We start from the raw sequence: 17,816 nt of genomic DNA, 5'->3' as shown, positions 1-17,816 counted from the left end.
CCCTCGCTCGCTTTCCTTACGGAGTAGTATCACCCGCCCGACCTTGAAAGTGGTCTTCTTCAAAGCCCAGGCCCAGGGGATGCTCCTGTGGTTCATGTTCGAGCGCATCGACGGCCATGACGTCGTCCTGCTCCACTCGGGCTCCGCGGGCCGTCAGTTGTTGGGCGAGCGTGTGACCCCCACCGAAGTGCCTGAGTCCTGGAAGGGCCGGTTGGGCCCGTACACGCTGCCGCAGGGCGCGGCTCGGGAGTTCTTCGATCGTGCCGAGCTGCGCCAGGAGGAGGGCTTCCTCATCCTGGAGCTCTTCGGCTCGATATTGGGAGAGGCGCCGAACACCCTGTTGCTGAGGCCCGACGGCGAGGAGCGGGCCATCGTGCTCGGGCTGGGCCGCGGCAAGGGCGCGGTCGTCCGCTTCGAACGGCAGGGAGACGCGCAGTTCCTGTCCACCAAGGGCGTGCGTCTGCAATTGAAGCCCGCGGGGCAGTCGCTCCAGGCGGAGCGTGCCGCGAGCGTGGCGGACCCGGGTCGCGTGCTCCGGGCCCTGCTCGAGCGGCGCCTGGCCGAGCGCGCCCGCTAATACCCTTCCGGCTTCACCGTCTCAGGGGGGCCGACTCTCCCAATTCTACCCGGGTACTATTGACAGGGGATTCTACCCGGGTAGTATCCGCCCATGGTTCTACCCGGGTGAAATTTCCACCCGGGGGCGGAGGGATGGGACATGGGCGGCGAAAATCCGAGGCATTGCACGGACTTCACGGGGCACCGGCGCATCGCGTCGGGAGCCCTGGATGACGTCGCGTTGAAGGCCAAGGAGTTGGTCGCTCGGCCCACCGCGAAGAAGAGCTGAGCGTCCATCGCAGGAGCAGGGTCGCGCGTCATCACACGCGGACGGAAGGAGGAGTTACATGAAGGAGCTGAGGGACAGGGTCGCGGTCATCACGGGTGCGGCCAGTGGTATCGGACTGGGGTTGGCGGAGCGGTGCGCCCGCGAGGGCATGCGGGTGGTGCTCGCGGACGTGGAGGAGGAGGCACTGCGCCGGGCGGGCGCGGAGCTGGAGGCGGCGGGAGCGCGGGTGCTGTGCGTGCGCACGGACGTCTCGCGGGCGAAGGAGGTGGAGGAGCTGGCGAAGCGCACGCTGAGCACGTTCGGGGCCGTGCATCTGGTGTGCAATAACGCGGGGGTGGCGGCGGGGGGGTTGGCGTGGGAGGCCACGAGCGAGGATTGGGACTGGGTGTTGGGCGTGAACCTCTGGGGCGTCATCCATGGGGTGCGCACCTTCGTGCCGCTGATGTTGGAGCAGGGCTCCGAGGGGCACGTCGTCAACACCGCTTCCATGGCGGGCCTGCTGCCCTTCCACCCGAGCGCGCCCTACCAGGTGAGCAAGTATGGAGTGGTGGCACTCACCGAGCAGCTGCATGGCTCGCTGCGCATGCAGGGCGCGAAGGTGGGGGCCTCGGTCCTCTGCCCGGGTTGGGTGCGCACGCGCATCCTCGATGCGGTACGCAACCGACCCGGAGGACCCCCGCCCCCTCCCGTGGAGCCACCCACTCCCGCCCAGGCCGCGATGAACGCGTTCTTCCGCAAGGAGGTGGAGGCGGGTCTGTCGCCCGCGCAGGTGGCCGACCAGGTGATCTCCGCCGTCCGCGAGCAGCGGCTCTACGTCGTCACCCACCCGGAGATGATGGGGGATGTCCGCTCGCGCATGGAGGCCCTCCTGGCTTCTTGAGAAGTCATCGAAGGAGGAGACCGCCTGGACACCCGAGACCCAGCAGGAGCCCGGGCGCGAGTAGGAGCGTCTCGAGCCCATCCTTCGTGAGAAAGCGATTGCGCTCGGTGCCGGCATCCGGCTCGAAACGGAGTTGATCGGTTTCGAGCCGGACGCTGACGGTGTCGTCGCCTCGCTGCGCACGCGCGAGGGATGAGAGTACGCGAGGCGGGCTGCCTATCTGATTGCGGCGGATGGCCACCGCAGCCCGATTCGCGAGGCGTTGGGGATCGGCCGGAAGGGACGCGGCCATATCCGAACGCTGCGAAGCGTTCTCTTCCGGGCTCCGCTCGAGGAGTACCAGGAGGTGGCGCTCCAGGCGAGCCCTGGTGCGAGCCACACGCCGGGACACGAGCGCGTAGCGCGGGTCATGTCACCCCTTCCGTCGTCATTGCCCATTTCCGCGTACCGCACCGCATCGAGGGGTCCCACCCATTCGCGCTGTTTTGTGAAGGACATCTCACTGAGGATAGGCTCCGCGCTGTGACCCCAGTGCAGGAGGAACTCAGAATGACGACAAACCGTTGGTTGGGACTGGCCTCGCTGTTCGTGTTGTTCGCCTCGAGCGCCCTGGCCCAGGAGCCGAGCGCGGTGGGGCGCTGGACCACCATTGATGACGAGACGAAGAAGCCGAAGTCCGTCATCATCATCTACGAGGAGGGCGGCAAGCTGTTCGGGAAGATCGAGAAGCTCTTCCGCGAGCCCAACGAGGAGCAGAACCCGGTCTGTGACAAGTGCGAGGGGGCGCTGAAGAACCAGCCCATCACCGGGATGGTCATCCTTCGCGACCTCAAGAAGGACGACAACGAGTGGTCGGGAGGGACGATCCTCGATCCGGGCAATGGCAAGACGTACAAGTGCAAGCTCGCCGTCGAGGACGGGGGCAAGAAGCTGAAGGTGCGTGGCTACATTGGCCTCTCCCTCATCGGGCGCACCCAGCAGTGGGTCCGTGCTGAGTAGGAGGTCCGCCAGCTGCGGTCAGGCTCCGTCATGGGGAGGACGGCTGTTTCCCTGCTGGCAACGTTCGCGCGCGTTGACGATGCCCAGGGCGAAGGCGAGCTCACCGAGCGGAGGAGCATGAGGGAGTCTAGGGTCATCTCGCGCCGGTCCCTCGCCATCCGGGCGGGATGGCTCCTGTTCGTCTCGGCGCGAGTGGCCCGCCACTGGTTTCAGGGGTGCAGCTTCTCGTGCCGGGCGAGCATCTCCACGAACTGCGCGATGCGCCGGGCGCGGGTCTCCGCCTTCTTCGCGGTGTGGATCCGGAACAGCACGGCGTAGCGGTTGGCCCCGGTGAGCGTGGCGAAGAACGCAGCCGCGCGGGGGTTCTTCGCGAGGGCAGCCGCCAGGTCCTCCGGCACGGTCGCACGGCTCGGCGAGTCGTAGGCGGCGTCCCAGCGCCCATCCTGCTTGGCCCGCTCCACCTGCTCGAGCCCTGGGGGCCGCATCCGACCCGCTTCGGTGAGGGCCTGGATCTTGTCGCGGTTGACCTTGGACCAGATGCTCCGGGGGCCGCGCGGCGTGAACTTCTGGAGGTAGTACACGTCGTCGAAGGGCAGCTTCTGTCCGTCGATCCACCCCCACGCGAGCGCCTCGTCGAGCGCCTCCGCGTAGGTGATTGACGGGATGCCGGACGCCTTCTTGGCGTGCTTCACCCACACGCCTCGCGCGGACGCATGGTGGGTGGAGAGCCAGTCGGCCCACTCGCGCGGGCTCGCGAACGTGGCGACCAGGAGGTCTCCTGTGGGGGCGTTCTTCTTCGCGGGCGCCTTCGCCGCGGGCTTCTTCGGGAGGGCGGCCTTCTTCACGGAGGTCTTCTTCGTCGCGGGCATCGGGAGTCCCCAGTCATCGGTGCGCCCGCTGTTCTACCTCCGAAAGGCCTCAGCGTTCGGCGATGTCTGCGGTCCGCAGGTACGGGGACGCTTCGACAATCGCTTTCACGGTCCAGCCCCTGTTGGCTCCGCGGCCGTCTTCGTCGCAATCGCCGTCGGAGTGGATGCCCAGCAGGTGGCCTTGACGGTTGAGCACGCCAGCGCCGGAGCTCCCGACCAGGGTGTCCAGGTCCGTGTAGTAGACAAGCTGGTTACATGAGTCCAGGAATCTGCCTTCGGCGATGACCTTGGGCCGGCTCCGGGGATGCTGGATGATCGCCAACCGCACGCGCCCCCAAGAAGGAGAGGAGGGGGAGAGCGTGGCACCAGAGGCAGCGGACGGGAAGGAGCCGAAGAAGGAGCGGAAGCGGCGAGTGGACCAGGCGAAGCTGCTGAGCAGGACGTTCGCATGGGATGTCTTCACGTGTGTATGGAGTGGAGGCAGGAGCCGTGTGTTGGAGTACCTGACGGCCCCCAACGAAGTGCGCGCCAGTGTGGAGCACCTGGAGTTGCCCACGCGGCCTGCTGCCGCTGGCTGCAGTGCAGGGGCCACCCCAGCACGCGTGGTGTTGTGCCTCGAGCAGTCACGGAAAGGAGACATACGAGCCTGCTCCCGCATGGACGCTGAATCCGTATCGTCCACCGCCTCTGTGCTGACCCAGCACCACTGAGGAGAGAGTCATATGCGAACCTTGTCGATGAGCTTCATCGTCGCCGCCTTGCTGTCGGGTCGCGGAAATCAGCCCCCCGACAACCCGGACGGCACGCCGCAAACCACCAAAGACGCGAGCCTCCCGCTGGAAGAACCCCTTCCCAGCGGCCCCCCGTACCGACGGGTCCTCCCAACGTGCCCGAGTTCCAACCGGCCTTCCCCGGTCAGACGCGCGCCCCGGAAGTCAAGTCGAAGACGGCCATCCAGGTCACCGAGATTGCCTCGGGCTTCAGGAACCCCTGGGCCATCGCCTTCCTGCCCGACAAGCGCATGCTGGTGACGGAGAAGCCCACGGGCGCCCTCTACATCGTCACGCCCCAGGGCGCGAAGTCCCCCGCCGTCGCGGGACTGCCGCGCGTGGATGGTCGTGGGCAGGGAGGCCTGCTCGACGTGGAGATCGGTCCCGACTACGCCCAGAGCGGCCTCATCTACTGGACCTATTACGAGCCCCGCCAGGGCGGCAACGGTCTGGCGGTGGCGCGCGCGAAGCTCGTGGATGGCCCGCGGCCGCGCGTGGAGAACGTGCGGTCATCTTCCGCATGATGCCCACGCTCGAGTCGACCCTGCACGCGGGCGGACGGCTCGTGTTCACCCCCGACAACAAGCTGTTCGTCACCCTGGGTGAGCGCTCCATCCTCGAGGGCCGCAAGCAGGCGCAGGACGTGAAGAGCCACTTTGGCAAGGTGGTCCGCATCAACCCCGACGGCTCGGTGCCCCAGGACAACCCGTTCGTGAACACCCCGGGAGCCAAGCCGGAGATCTGGTCGGTGGGCCACCGCAACATCCTGTCGGCGGCGCTCGACAGCCAGAAGCGACTGTGGACGGTGGAGATGGGTCCGCAAGGGGGTGACGAGCTCAACCGGCCCGAGGCGGGCAAGGACTACGGCTGGCCCACCATCGGCTACGGCGAGGAGTACTCCGGCGCGCCCATCCACCAGAGCACCCAGGCTCCGGGCATGGAGCAGCCCGTGTACTACTGGGAGCCGGTGATTTCCCCCTCGGGCATGACCATCTACTCCGGAGACCTGTTCCCCGAGTGGAAGAACAACGTCTTCATCGGCGGCCTGTCCAGCCAGGCGCTGGTGCGGCTCATGATAAGGAATGACCTTGTGGTGGGCGAGGAGCGGTTGCTCACGGAGCGCAGGGAGCGCATCCGCGAGGTGGTGCAGGGCCCCGAGGGAGCGCTCTACCTGCTCACCGACGCCACCAACGGCAAGCTGCTCAAGCTCACGCCGCGCTGACGTTCCACGTCACGGGGACCCGCGAGCAGGAGGCGGCGGGAGGAGGCGGCGGCCGACGCCCTTGCAGGACCAGCTCCCCCAAGCAAGGGGTGCCACCTCCAATTCCACCGTCTCCGGTCCACCCGTCCCCTCCGAGTCTCGTCCCGCATTTCGAGTGCTTTGACACCAGCTCGGGCGGCGGAGGGGCCGGCCCTCACCGCTCTCGCCGTGGGAGATGGCTCTCGAACTGTCTTGAGACCTGCTCCAGGAGACCTCCCGCCGCTGGGCGCGGCGGGAGTCCTTCCGGCGTCAGTTGTCGCCGATGAAGTAGCTGAGGTGCGGCGGCTGGTTGTAGGCGGTGTTCTGCCAGGCGACGCCGAGCCGGTACACCGGATCGTGCATCAGCGTGACGTAGCGGTAGTTGGACGAATACGGCGAGGAATAGATGCGCAGCGCCGTGCTGTCGGTGGTCCGAACGATCAGCTCCTCACGCCAGTCACCGAGGATGTCGGCGCTGAGCACCGGGTTGGCCTTGGTGCCGTTATTGGACGCGGTGCCCGAGGGCGAGAGCAACGTCGAGAGCGTCTGCTCCGTGTAGTTCCACTTGCTGATGGTGACGCCGTCGAGCAGCTCGCGCTGCTTGTCTCCATCCCACCAGATGGCGAAGTTCATCGGGCCGGGGCGCGTGCCGATGTTCTGGCCGGTGGAGTTGTAGAGCGTGCTCGAGTTGGACGCCCACGCCTCGGCGCCGGGGTGGCGCGGATCGATGTCGGCCGAGATGCCGCGGCCGACATCGCTGGAGGCGGAACTCGTCCAGATGCGCTGGCCGGTGCGCGCGTCGAGCATCGCGGCGCCGATGCCGCCGTTGCTGCCCGGGCTCTCATGGACACCGAACCGTTCGAGGCCAGGGCGCGACGGGATGAGATCAGAGACGTGCATCGCGTCGCCATGGCCGAGGCCACTGGACCACAGCCGCGTGCCGTTGTCGTCCAAGGCCATGGCGCCATACAGGATTTCATCGCGGCCGTCGCCATCGACGTCGGCGATGCTGAGCTGATGGTTGCCCTGGCCGGAATAGCGTGAGTCGCCGAGCGCCCGGCTGTCGAACAGCCAGCGCTGGGTGAGCGAGCCGTTGCGGAAGTCCCAGGCGGTGACGGTGGTGCGGGTGTAGTACCCGCGCGCCATGATGATGCTGGGACGGCTGCCATCGAGATAGGCGGTGGCGGCGAGGAAGCGGTCGGCGCGGTTGCCGTAGTTGTCGCCCCAGATGCTGTTGAGCTGGCTCGGCGAAGGATTCTGCGTATCGGGGTGGCGCGGCACGACGTAGTTGACGGTGGACAGCGCGCGGCCGGTGGTGCCTTCGAACACCGTGAGGAATTCGGGGCCGGCGAGGACGTAGCCCGCGCTGTTGCGATGGTCCGCGCTCGCATTGCCGATGACGCGGCCCTGGCCGTCGACGGTGCCGTCGGCGGTCTTCATCACGACCTCGGCGCGGCCGTTGCCGTCATAGTCGAACACCTGGAACTGCGTGTAGTGCGCGCCCGCGCGGATGTTGCGGCCGAGGTCGATCCGCCACAGCCGGGTGCCGTTCAATTGATAGGCGTCGATGTAGACATTGCCGGTGTAGCCCGATTGGCTGTTGTCCTTGGCGTTGGTCGGGTCCCACTTCAGCACGAGCTCGTACTGTCCATCGCCATTGAGATCGCCGACGCTCGCGTCGTTCGCCACATATGTGTAGGCGACGCCGTCGGGCGTGGTGCCGCCGGCGGGCTTCTGCAGTGGGATGTTGAGATAGCCGCCAGACCAGATCGCGGCTGCGGGGGAGGCCTCCTGCTCGCTGCCGTTCACGACCGCGCGAACGGTGTAGGTGGAGCTCGGCGTGCCCCGCGTGTCACGCATGTTGGTGCGGTCGGTGAGCGGAGTCGTCGTGAGCCTGGTGCCATCGCGGTAGACGTGGAAGCCGACGCCGGCCGGGTCTGTGGCCAGCAGGCGCCAGGAGACCAGGGTGCCGCCGTTCGATGCGGGCACGGCAACGACGCCGCGTCCAAGTGTCTCACGCTGGTACTGGGCGGTGGCGGGGGTGGCAATACCAACGATCGCGGCGCCTGCCAGCAGGCAAGCGGCGCGGCCAAACAGGAGATGTCTGAGCATGATAGGGGTCCACTTCAGGAGCACGTTCCAGGACTTCGTTCTGCTCACCGGGCTGGATCTGTCGCGGCATATGGCGGCCCAGGTGCCTCCGCCAGGGGTGAAACCTCTCGCGATGCATGCCCTCAATAGACAAAGGGCCATCCCTGGGAGTCGTAACCGATGAGGTTGATCCCCAGAGTGGGCGCACCGCTGTCCGTGTAGTAGTGATACACCAGCACGTCCGCGTCATTGTCCGTCAGCACCGCCTGATGCCCAGGGCCGTGGATCGAGCCGTGCCCGGCCAGGATCTCGGTTCCCCCGCCGGCAGTCATCACCGTGCCATTGCGGTCCACGAACGGCCCGGTCACGCTCGTCGAGCGGCCGACCATGATCCGGTAGGTGCTCGACGCGCCCTGGCAGCACCGATCGAACGACACCCACAGGTAGTAGTACGACCCGCGCCGGGTGAGGAAAGGCGCCTCGATCGCTCCTCCGCCGCGCCCGGCGATGGAACGGATCGTGTTGTCCGAGCGCTTGCCGGTAGAGGCGTCGAGCGCGATCATCTTGATCCCCGACCAGAACGAGCCGAACGTCAGCCACCAGCGGCCCTGCGGGTCGACGTAAAGGTTGGGATCGATGGCGTTGTAGTCATTGCCTGGCGAGGACTCGATCACCAACCCCTGATGGGTCCACGAACCGGAGGCGCCGGTCGTGCTGGTGGCCAGGAAGATCGCCGAGCGGTTCGAGCCGAACGTCGAGGCCGAGTAGTAGAGGTAGTAACGGCCGTTCCGGTAGGATATGTCCGGCGCCCAGAGGTCGCGGCTGCCGCCGGTGTATGCGGTGGTCCAGGCCGCGCCGTTCGGGAAGACCGCGCCCGCGTTGCGGAAGGCCGTGCGGTCGGCCGACGTCTTGAGCTGCAAATTGGGTCCCGTGGACACGGCCAGGTACGTCCCCGCCGGGGTCTTGACCATGGATGGATCGTGGATGCCAATGTCGCCGGTGACGCGTCCGGGATTCGGGTACGCGGCCAGCGGGTCCGCGAGGGGGGCCTCGGTCGCGGCCATCGTCAGGGAAGCTGTGGTGAGAACCGCCAGAGCTGCAAACCTGATTTTTCGGGTCATCCCCGCATTGTTATCGCTCACATGGCGGCAATGCAATATCCCCCAAGCAGCAGGAGCGGGGGAGGCGAGCGTGGCGCTTGAGGCCGCGGCCAGGAGGAGCCGCAGAAGGAGAGGACGCCGCGAGTGGACTGGGCGGAACTCCTGAGGAAGACGTTCGCATGGGATGTCTTACGTGTGCATGGAGTGGAGGCAGGAGCCGGGTGTTGGAGTACCCGACGGCCCCCAACGCAGTGCGCGCCATTGTGGAGAACCTGTCACAGCCCACGAGGCCTGCGCAGCTGGCTGCAGCGCAGGGGCCACCCCAGCACGCGTGGTGTTGAGCCAGTGGTCATCGCATTGTCGGCTAACGCAAGGCGTGAGCCCCCGGCCGCTCAGCGCAAACGCGCGGCGAGCTTCTGGACGCGCGCCATCCACGAGACGTCCGACTACTCGTTCCTCGGCCACCGGGTGCGGCTCGTGGCCGCCAGTCCGCTCGCGCGAGCGCTGGCCCAACGCGGAGCCCGGACGTTCCTCGAGCTCTTCGCCTGAGGCGGCTCCGGCCAGGCCCTGAGCCGTCATCACCAGGAAGACATGACGGGCCTGTGGGCCATCGAGCCGCACCTGGGCTTCGATGACCACGCCATCAGGTTCGAGGAACTCCTCCTGGTCTCCCCCACGCGCGTCGCCTGGCTTCGCGACGTCGAGACCTGAAGTCCCTTCACCTCGCGACCGTGAGCGCGAAGGGGGCGAAACCGCGGCCGCGGAGGATGTGTGGCACGAGCAGGATGAGCGCTTCCGCTCCCCGGGCGGTGGAGATGTCTCCCAGATCCTCGATCCAATCGGGAGGCCAGCCGAGGTCGTGAAGCAGCTGGCGGACGGTCGCCTTCGCGCCCTCGTCGTTGCCTGACAGGAACGCGGTCGGGGGATGGGCGAGGCCACGCGGGTTGACCATGACGGAGAAGAGCATGGTGTTGAGCGTCTTGACGACACGAGTGCCGGGCAGGGCGTGTTGCAGGTGCTCGGCCAGACTGCTGTCGGGAAAGCTCAATCCCGCCGGCAGTCCCTCCGCGCCACGCCGGGTGGCGTTCGAGACATCCACCAGGATCTTTCCGTCCAACGCCTCGCGGAGGGCACCGAGCCGCTCCAGGCTGGTGTCTCCAGGCGTTGCGTTGATGATGAGAGAGGCCTCGCGCGCGGTCTGGGGAGGAGCCGCGAACGTGACCGCCGGTCCGGTCCACTTCGCTGACGTGCCAGCGACATTCCGCGTTCCGATCGTTACGTCGTGCCCGGCGGTCGCGAGCCTGGTAGCGAGGGCCGTGGCGACACGGCCCGAGCCGAGGATTCCAATGCGGTTCATGGGTGTTCTCCGTTCAGAGAGGGGGCTGGGGGGAATGGCACGCGTCAGGCGAGCCGGGACAACACCTCGACCGAGGCGGCATGGAGGTTCGCGGCGGCGGCCAGGAAGTCGCCACTCGCCAGGCTCCACGGACGGCCGTGCGTGTCGGTAACCCTGCCGCCGGCTTCCTCGACCAGTAGGGCGCCCGCCAGCAGACCGGAGAGGACCTGGCTGTACTGCCAGAAGATGTCCATCCGCCCGGCCGCGACCTGGATGAGTTGCAGGGTGGCCGGCACCGACACGCGCAGGACCAGGGCGCCTTCGAGCATCGCGGTGACGGACTCGCCGATCCGGCGGTGGGTTTCACGGCTCTCGCCCGGCATCGCCTGACCGGTCCCGACCAGGGCCGCGTCCAGCTTCGTCTTGGCCGACGCGTGCAGGCGTACCCCATTGAGATGGGCGCCGCCGCCCCGGAGCGCGGTATAGGTGTCGCCCGTCATGGGCAGGTACACCACGGTGAGCACTGGCGTGTTGTCCCGCACCAGCGTCGCCGTGACACACCAGTCAGCCATCCCGTGGATGTGATTGATGTTGCCCTCCACGGGGTCCGTGACCCACCACTCTCCGGGCGGCAACGGGCCCACCGCGAGCTCGTCCTCGATCCACCCCGCGCCCGGGCGCGCTTGCCTCAACCCCTCGCGCAGAAGTCCTGACGATTCCACGTCGTTGGCGTGGATCGCGGCGACGATTTCCTCCCTGTTTCCCAGGCGGGAGTCGAAGGAGAAACGATTCTTCAGGTGGCGTCCCGCAGCCTGGACGGCCGTCACGACGGCGGGCAGCAACGCTTCATCTTCCATGCGGTTCTTCATGGGTCCCTCTGGTGTGAGTGGCTTGCGAGGGATAAGATGCGAGCAAAAGCTCACGTTCGCTACTCGCTTTCTCCCATGGCCCCCCGAACCACTCCCCCCACGCTGGACCCGAGGAAGAAGCCCCGCCAGAGCCGCTCGGCGGCGACCGTTGCCGCCGTGCTGGAGGCGGCTGCTCGCATTCTGGAGACGGAGGGCTTCGAGGGATACACGACCAACGCCGTGGCCCGGCGCGCGGGCATCAGCATCGGCTCGCTGTACCAGTACTTTCCCAGCAAGGACGCCATCACCAAGGCGCTGATGCTCCGGGAGACGACCCAGCTCCTGGAGGACGTGGCCGCCATCGACGTGAAAGCGGGAGGGCGCGCGGGCCTCCAGCGGCTGATCGAGGTGGCCGTCGCCTATCAGTTGCAACGCCCGGCCCTCGCGCGGCTCCTGGATGTGGAGGAACGCCGCCTGCCGGTCGGTGAGGAGGTGCAGCGCATCGGCGAGCAGTTGGCCCTGACTGTCCAGCGGTGCCTCGACGCGCCCGATATGGCGGGCACCTTTCGAGCCCCGTTCGTCGCCAGCGATCTCCTGGCGATCGTGAAAGGCCTCGTCGATTCCGCGGGAGACCGCGGTGAGCACGACGACGTGTTACTCGCCGCGCGCGTCAGCCGGGCCGTGTTCGGCTATCTGGAGCACGGCTCCACTTCGGCGAAGTCTCGGTGAGCGGCCGTCGCTGACACATCGCCCCCTCTGCGGTGGAGTTGGGGAGAGGGGGCTGGGCTCACGCACCCGAGACGGAGAACCTGTAGAGGGTGCGAGAGCGGTAGTGCTCGCCGGGGCGCAGGAGCGTCGAGGGGAAGTTGGAGCATAGGCGGCAGGGGCGCCCTGTTGCGGGCGAGGGCGGGGGTTGGTGGTCGTCCAGGAGAAGACGTCCTCTGCGAACCTCTTGCGGAGCCACCCCGCCCACTCCAGCCTCCGGGCGCTCTGACGCTTCCGGCACTTGGCCCGAGCTGCCGCATCTGAAGCTGGTGCCTCCTCCTCGCTGGTAGATGCTATCGGCGACTTCCGTCGTGCGGACAGCTGTCGATGTTGTCATGTGCCGTCCTCCGGTCTGCTCCGGCTCGAGGCCGGAAGCGTTTGCTCCAGGTGGTGTAGGGTGGCGGATGGACCGTCACAAGCGCCAATCCCGACGAAGCCGACAGATCCAATCAGGATGAGTCCCCATGGAATTCCATGTGACGCTCTCGGGTTCAAACGCGGCCTGCGTCCGCGCGCTCCACTATAACTCTTGACCATTATTGAACTTTACTTACGAAGCCGCGGCAGGCAGGAACAGTTCCATGACGACCTGGATGAGTGGAGTCTGCGAAACGAACGGCATCAACATCCACTACCTCCGAACCGAAGGCGCCAACCATCCCGTCGTTCTGCTCCATGGATTGACCGGGAACGGCGCCTGCTGGACTCCCTTGGCGCGCGTGCTCGAAGGTGAATTCGACGTCGTCATGCCCGACGCCAGAGGGCACGGCGGTTCGAGCGCGCCGCACCACGGCTACCGGTACGACGATCACGCGAGCGACGTCGAGGGCCTCATCCGCGGCCTGGAGCTCTCTCGTCCGGTTCTGCTTGGCCACTCGATGGGCGGCATGACCGCCGCGGTGGTGGCGAGTCGAGGGGCGGGGGGCATCCGCGGCCTCATCCTGGTCGACCCGACGTTCTTAAGCCCCGAGCGCCAACGCGAGGTGCGCGACAGCGACGTCGCCGATCAACACCGCCGGGCCCTCGGCTTACACAAGTCTGACCTCGTTGCACAGGCCCGAGCCCGACACCCGCGTCGCTCGCCCGAGCTCGTCGAGCTTCTTGCCGAGGCGAGACTGAAAACCCGCATGAGCGCCTTCGACGTTCTCACGCCGCCCAACCCCGAGTATCGCGACGTGGTGAGCGCGATTGACGTCCCGATCCTACTCGTCATTGGGGACAGCAGCCCCGTCGTCACGCTCGAGATGGCAACGGAACTGCGGAGCCTCAACCCACGCGTGCGAATCGAACAGGTACAGGATGCCTCCCACGGCCTTCCGTTTGATCAACCCGAGCGCCTGGGAGAGGTGGTCGCGTCGTTCTTGCGTGAGCTGGCTTAGCTGCTGCAACTCGCGCTCGAGTCTCCCCACGTCCGCGCTGTGGACACCGTCTAATCCGTTTTACCGGGTGCACCACAGCAACAGCGCCCCTATCACCTTCGTAACCGCTGAATCCACCTTGTGCTCGGCGGGGATTGCAGCACTTCGGGGCCGAGCTCCCCCAAGTGTTACCGCGCAGCGTAGATGGGGGAGATCGGCCCGGAATCGGACCGACTGGATGATGGGAAGGGAGCCCGGGTCGTGGTGCGCCCCATCACCCAGCAGGTTCGGGTCAGAGCCTGACGGACGAAGTAGTTGGGGCGCAGGAGGGCGGAGTTGAAACGGCGTTAGGCCGACCCCGACGTCCCGGCGAGCGCGGGGGCCGACAAGTACGCCATCACCTTTCGCCTGCCTCCACACCGGGCACAGGCGAACACGTCCAATGCAAAAGTGCGGCGTAGCAGCCCCGCCTGGTCTACTCGCTGCCTCCTCACCTTCTTCGGCTCCTCCACCGTCGCTGCCAGCACCAGGCACTCCTCCTCCGGCCTGGGCCCCGGCTCCGCCCCGGCTTGGGGGAGCGGGGATTGACTCAGCAGGCAGCGCCCTTCCACGTGCCAGCCCGCGGGGTGGCGCCCGTTACGAGCACTGGCCCGGCGGCTTGGGCACGATCGTGCCATTGGGAGTGTTCAGAGACAGGTTGCCATTCGCATCCAGACTGATGATGAGCTGTCCCCCTCCGTTATAGTAGTATGTGTAGACGTCGGTTCCGTAGGTGATGCCCACAGCCCATGGGCTGCATGGCGCGCCGCTGATGTCGCTGAAGGAAATCGTGCCACGCCCAGTCACCAGGAGATTCATGTGGCCGGCCACGAAGCCGTTGCTGTTGTTGTACCCGTTGTGGACCGGATAGACTGCGTACACCGCTCTACCCCCCGTGTCAGTCACCGTCACGTTGTAGTTCGCATAGGCAGACGTGCTCAGCACCATCATGGGGACGACTGCGATAAGTCGGAGGAGGCTGTTTGTCTTCTTCATGGGAACCTTTCTGGTGTCGTGGAGCCTGGAATAGACTCGCTGCTCTCTTTAGCAATACCTGGGCCAGCTCGGGTTGAGGGTGCAACTCGAGTGGTGCTGCGACTCTGCCAGAGGGCGTGACTGGCAGAGGAGGGGGCTCGCTCCGCGTCCTCGCGTGCCAGCATCCAGCGGTACAGCGTGTCAGTGACGTGTCAGTGACGCGTCAGTGCTCTCATGGGCCGGCCGGCTTGGGATGGGCAAGCCGGCTGCATGGCCTCTACATCCACCCGGCGCACGGCCCCTGCGGCCCCGCTTACAGACGCTCCTCAGTGCTTCTTGGAGCGATGGAGATCGCGCAGGGAAGAGCGCCTAGAGAGCACTTCCACCGTCGGACGGGGAAGGACGAAGCGTTCCCGGCGAGAGATAGGCGTTGTATCCGGTAGCCTCTTGCAGCGTCAGCGACGACATCGGCACGTCTTGGGAGAAGATCTCACAACCTGCCGTACTGACGTTGAAAGCGATGCAATCCATCGTGTCGCACTGCTGTCGGCAGAAGTCGGTGCACTCCTGCGTGATTGGCTCGGCGTTACACACCTGAGCGGGGCCTGGTACTGACATGCCGCTGCCCGTGCTCGAGAAAATCCTCATGCCGTCGATTTCGGCCGGCGGCGGCATGATCGTATCCGGTGTTTTGGCCGGCTTGTTATTGCCAAAATCGAGCAGGAAGCTGAAGTCAGTACCGACCGTGGTCTGCGCGACGCCGTGGCACCCTTTGCAGCCGCCCATGTTGTACGGTTTTTGCTGGAACAAGGTGTTCTGGCACATCCCGAACGTGTTGCCACCGAAGCCCGGGCCGCTGAAGTTGTTGAGGAATGGGTCCGTCTCAACGAAGAGGTTGGCCATGTAGTAATTGGGATCCATGCTCAGGCATGTATTCACGTTCTTGTCCTGCGCGCGGATGCAGGCTGTCTTTGGAGGGGTACCCATTGGCGGGGGGGGATCGGCGATCTCGCAGTCGTACACCTCGGCCTGTACGCCGACGAGCTGGTAATTCGCCCAGACCGAGTTCTCCATTTGCAGGAGGAAGCTATAGAAAAGGTTCATTTTCGCGATATCTGGTGGAATCGCGTGGTTCTGGTCACGGGCCAGGTTGCTGCCAGTCTGCCGCGTCGCGGGAGTCGCCAGTGATGTCTCCGCTCCATCATTGTCAATGATGACGTATTTATCGCCTGCATTGGCCTCCCCTACATGCTCGAAGGAGGTGAAGACGAAGGTCGGGTAATTCTGCAGCTTTCTGATGATGTGAAGCCCGATCAGCGCGAACGTGTCATTGTAGTACTTGTACTGATAACTATTCGACCCCGAATCGTACTCATATTTATAGTAGATGGCTTGCGCGGTGTAATATTGATCGGACGGCTCGTTCGGCAGCAGCTTTCGCCATGCGGCCTTGACCTCAATGGTCCCATCAGTCGTGCTGGTTTCACAGGGAAGGCAGATCGCTTGCTCTGGCGGGCAATCGCATTGAGCCGTATTGCCGTATTGGCCATTCGCGATGTTGTTCTTCAGGCGGAGTTGGGCCTTGCACAGGCTCCCATGGTCTTGGTCTGACACCGTGTTATCGCACGTCGTCGGACCGGCGTTTGGCCCCACGGTATTACCTATGTGCTGATCACTACCATAGACGTTGCGGATGTACTCGTACTCGTCCCGGTTCACTTTCGCCTCGTACAGGACCAACGATTTTTGCCGCTGAGCACCCGGCTGACTATCGTACTGGCCGAAGAGCTGGCAGGAGCCGATCTCGTTATCCTCGTCGAGATTGTTCCAGAGGTCCAATCGAGCGTCCGGGGTTCCCTGGACAAGAGGCACCCTGTATGCCTGATCGTACGTGGGCATGCCCAACGAGTCCCAGGCGGTCGTGAGAGGTTTATTGGGCCGGAGTTCGGTCTTGTGGGCATAGGTCTGCCAGACCAGGAGATCACCCGGTTGACCGAGCCTCCCGCTTGGGTCACGGGTCCCTCGCGGAATGGTCTGACCGTCCGGCGTGGCAGCCAAACTGCTCAGGAAGAGGAACTGTTGCCAGGCAAAATCGGCGCTTTGCTCTAGAGTCGCTGGCCGCGCCAGCGTTTTAGGCAAACTATCTACAGTCCACTGAGCGGTGGCTTTCGCCCGCCTTGCATCAGCGCCCGACTGCCTGGTTTTTTTGGGCGGGCTGCTCGTATTGGTTTTCTCTGAAGAGCAGCCCATCGTGGCGAGCGCTCCTCCCACCACGAATGGAAAGGCCGCCCTGAGCAGCCGACACAAACTAATCATTATCATCTGCGCTCCCTGCATTTTGAGAGATACGACACCTGCCCAAGGCGGCACCCTACAACTCCACAGGACTGGGCCGCCCACGGATACTGCTGAGGAACCGCTACTGCTTCACCATGAGGGAGTGGCGTCGCGGGAGACCCCATCCCCCTCAAGATTTGCATTGAGCGCTTGGGTGCGCTCGTCGATCCGGTTCAGGCCCAGGTGGCACCATTCTGGGTATTGGAATACTTCGGCGACGATGCCCCCCATGGCCGGGAATGGAATCCTCCGGCTGAATGAGCTCGAGGGGGGGCCGGCCGGTGTTCGGGTCATCCGGCAAGGGCTGTACCGAGGCAAAGCCTTGCAGGGCCCCTGTGGGCAGGAAGAGGTTGGGTTCATCTGACCCTGCGCCAATGCACGAGATGATCCAGGCCGGGCTTGAGAGGAGAACCGGGCACTCCGCCACCTGGGATGGCTGCTTCCCGACGCGTCAGCGGCCCGAAATGGCGCGTCAGCGGCTTGGATTGACATGTCAGTTCGTCCCCCGCGCGCTGGGGTGGCCCCTGCGCTGGTGCCCGCTTCGGAGGCCCGCATGAACGCCCGCTGCCGGACGGCACGAGGCACCTGCTCTTCTTCAGCGGGCTTGAACTTTTACGGCGTGTGGTGTCCCTGGTGCCTCCACCTCGGACAAACCTCACGAGGTTCCACGACGTCTTCGCTTAGGCGCCAAACTGCCACCTCCACTTCGAGGGCATATGAATCATCAAGGAGGAGCTCCTTCAGCCGCTCATCGACAGCCAGGCGCAACTCCTCATCGCCCGAGGCGGAGCGCGCGATTCGATCCGGGCGCTCGATCCCGACCAGCACGAGAGCATAGGAGGGATGGGGGCCGTGTTGAGGGGGCGGGCTGGTGCAAAGGGGTCGAGGAGGGCCGCTGCCGGAGCGAGCAAGGCCGAGCGCCGCGCCGGTGCAGAGGGCAGTGCTGAGGAGGGGGAGAGCGTGGCACCAGAGGCAGCGGTCAGGAAGGAGCCGAAGAAGGAGCGGATGCGGCGAGTGGACCAGACGAAGCTGCTGAGCAGGACGTTCGTCTTGGATGTCTTCACCTGTGCCTGGAGTGGAGGCAGGAGCCGGGTGTTGGAGTACCTGACGGCCCCCAACGCAGTGCGCGCCATTATGGAGAACCTGTCACAGTCCGACGCCCACGCCCCTGCTGCCTCCCGCTGGGGGGCCACCTGGGCCAGCGTGTGCCCAATGGGGCTGCACCGCGTCTCCACCGGCCCGGCGCACAGCCCTCATGGCACCCGTCTGCAGGCCTCCTCGACCCCTCGGCTCCAGCCCTCTCCCTCAACACGGCCCCCATCCGCCTATACGCCTCCGGATTTGGTCAAATTCGGTCCGACA

General features: G+C 65.7%; 16 protein-coding genes and 1 pseudogene. 9 read left to right on the top strand and 8 right to left on the bottom strand.

What is annotated here, in order from left to right:
* The first annotated feature begins 43 nt into the window (after positions 1 to 43).
* The 5 genes from JQX13_RS03880 (at position 44) to JQX13_RS03865 (ending at position 2,726) form a co-directional block, all read left to right on the top strand.
* Positions 44 to 577, top strand: coding sequence for a hypothetical protein (locus JQX13_RS03880; RefSeq protein WP_203407729.1), 534 nt, complete (start codon positions 44 to 46; stop codon positions 575 to 577).
* Positions 578 to 718: 141 nt separating this feature from the next.
* Positions 719 to 847, top strand: coding sequence for a hypothetical protein (locus tag JQX13_RS55245; protein ID WP_275424980.1), 129 nt, complete (start codon positions 719 to 721; stop codon positions 845 to 847).
* Positions 848 to 905: 58 nt separating this feature from the next.
* Entirely contained in the window at positions 906 to 1,727 is an 822-nt protein-coding gene (locus JQX13_RS03875; protein WP_203407728.1) for an SDR family NAD(P)-dependent oxidoreductase, read from the top strand.
* Between the two features lie 262 nt (positions 1,728 to 1,989).
* Entirely contained in the window at positions 1,990 to 2,253 is a 264-nt protein-coding gene (locus JQX13_RS56095; protein WP_239014520.1) for a hypothetical protein, read from the top strand.
* A gap of 23 nt (positions 2,254 to 2,276) precedes the next feature.
* On the top strand, positions 2,277 to 2,726 hold the full coding sequence (locus JQX13_RS03865) for a DUF2147 domain-containing protein (RefSeq protein WP_203407727.1): 450 nt from the start codon (positions 2,277 to 2,279) through the stop codon (positions 2,724 to 2,726).
* A 209-nt stretch (positions 2,727 to 2,935) separates the two neighbouring features.
* Here the strand turns inward: JQX13_RS03865 and JQX13_RS03860 are convergent, their stop codons facing one another.
* The gene (locus JQX13_RS03860) at positions 2,936 to 3,595 is read right to left on the bottom strand and encodes a YdeI/OmpD-associated family protein (RefSeq protein WP_203407726.1); all 660 of its coding nucleotides are present in this window, start codon (positions 3,593 to 3,595) and stop codon (positions 2,936 to 2,938) included.
* Positions 3,596 to 3,644: 49 nt separating this feature from the next.
* On the bottom strand, positions 3,645 to 3,917 hold the full coding sequence (locus tag JQX13_RS03855) for a serine protease (protein ID WP_239014519.1): 273 nt from the start codon (positions 3,915 to 3,917) through the stop codon (positions 3,645 to 3,647).
* Positions 3,918 to 4,317: 400 nt separating this feature from the next.
* Between JQX13_RS03855 and JQX13_RS03850 the strand changes: the two are divergent.
* Positions 4,318 to 5,587, top strand: a pseudogene (locus JQX13_RS03850) (PQQ-dependent sugar dehydrogenase).
* Positions 5,588 to 5,875: 288 nt separating this feature from the next.
* Here JQX13_RS03850 and JQX13_RS03845 read toward each other — a convergent pair.
* Together JQX13_RS03845 and JQX13_RS03840 are read right to left on the bottom strand one after the other, a co-directional pair.
* On the bottom strand, positions 5,876 to 7,717 hold the full coding sequence (locus JQX13_RS03845; RefSeq protein ID WP_239014518.1) for a rhamnogalacturonan lyase: 1,842 nt from the start codon (positions 7,715 to 7,717) through the stop codon (positions 5,876 to 5,878).
* A 122-nt stretch (positions 7,718 to 7,839) separates the two neighbouring features.
* Complete coding sequence (locus JQX13_RS03840; RefSeq protein WP_239014517.1) at positions 7,840 to 8,817, bottom strand: arabinan endo-1,5-alpha-L-arabinosidase; 978 nt, start codon at positions 8,815 to 8,817, stop codon at positions 7,840 to 7,842.
* Positions 8,818 to 9,141: 324 nt separating this feature from the next.
* Between JQX13_RS03840 and JQX13_RS03835 the strand changes: the two genes are divergently transcribed.
* Positions 9,142 to 9,345, top strand: coding sequence for a hypothetical protein (locus JQX13_RS03835; RefSeq protein ID WP_203407725.1), 204 nt, complete (start codon positions 9,142 to 9,144; stop codon positions 9,343 to 9,345).
* 169 nt (positions 9,346 to 9,514) lie between these two features.
* On the opposite strand, the gene JQX13_RS03830 is transcribed toward JQX13_RS03835, so the two are convergent.
* Positions 9,515 to 10,153, bottom strand: coding sequence for an NADPH-dependent F420 reductase (locus tag JQX13_RS03830; RefSeq protein WP_203407724.1), 639 nt, complete (start codon positions 10,151 to 10,153; stop codon positions 9,515 to 9,517).
* A 44-nt stretch (positions 10,154 to 10,197) separates the two neighbouring features.
* Positions 10,198 to 11,001: an inositol monophosphatase family protein gene (locus JQX13_RS03825; RefSeq protein WP_203407723.1), complete on the bottom strand. Its 804-nt coding sequence runs from the start codon at positions 10,999 to 11,001 to the stop codon at positions 10,198 to 10,200.
* A 75-nt stretch (positions 11,002 to 11,076) separates the two neighbouring features.
* On the opposite strand from JQX13_RS03825, the gene JQX13_RS03820 reads away from it, so the two are divergent.
* Together JQX13_RS03820 and JQX13_RS03815 are read left to right on the top strand one after the other, a co-directional pair.
* The gene (locus JQX13_RS03820; protein ID WP_203407722.1) at positions 11,077 to 11,709 is read left to right on the top strand and encodes a TetR/AcrR family transcriptional regulator; all 633 of its coding nucleotides are present in this window, start codon (positions 11,077 to 11,079) and stop codon (positions 11,707 to 11,709) included.
* 617 nt (positions 11,710 to 12,326) lie between these two features.
* Positions 12,327 to 13,124, top strand: a complete 798-nt coding sequence (locus JQX13_RS03815; RefSeq protein ID WP_203407721.1) for an alpha/beta fold hydrolase — start codon at positions 12,327 to 12,329, stop codon at positions 13,122 to 13,124.
* A gap of 615 nt (positions 13,125 to 13,739) precedes the next feature.
* On the opposite strand, the gene JQX13_RS03810 is transcribed toward JQX13_RS03815, so the two are convergent.
* Positions 13,740 to 14,138 (bottom strand): hypothetical protein, encoded by a 399-nt coding sequence (locus JQX13_RS03810; RefSeq protein ID WP_203407720.1) that lies wholly within the window; start codon positions 14,136 to 14,138, stop codon positions 13,740 to 13,742.
* Positions 14,139 to 14,486: 348 nt separating this feature from the next.
* Entirely contained in the window at positions 14,487 to 16,433 is a 1,947-nt protein-coding gene (locus JQX13_RS03805) for a hypothetical protein (protein WP_203407719.1), read from the bottom strand.
* Positions 16,434 to 17,816 lie beyond the last annotated feature (1,383 nt).

The sequence above is a fragment of the Archangium violaceum genome (assembly GCF_016859125.1).
Taxonomy (GTDB): Bacteria; Myxococcota; Myxococcia; order Myxococcales; family Myxococcaceae; genus Archangium; species Archangium violaceum_A.
The sequence above is the reverse complement of the archived record's forward strand: the minus strand, read 5'-3'. Positions and strand labels throughout refer to the sequence as shown.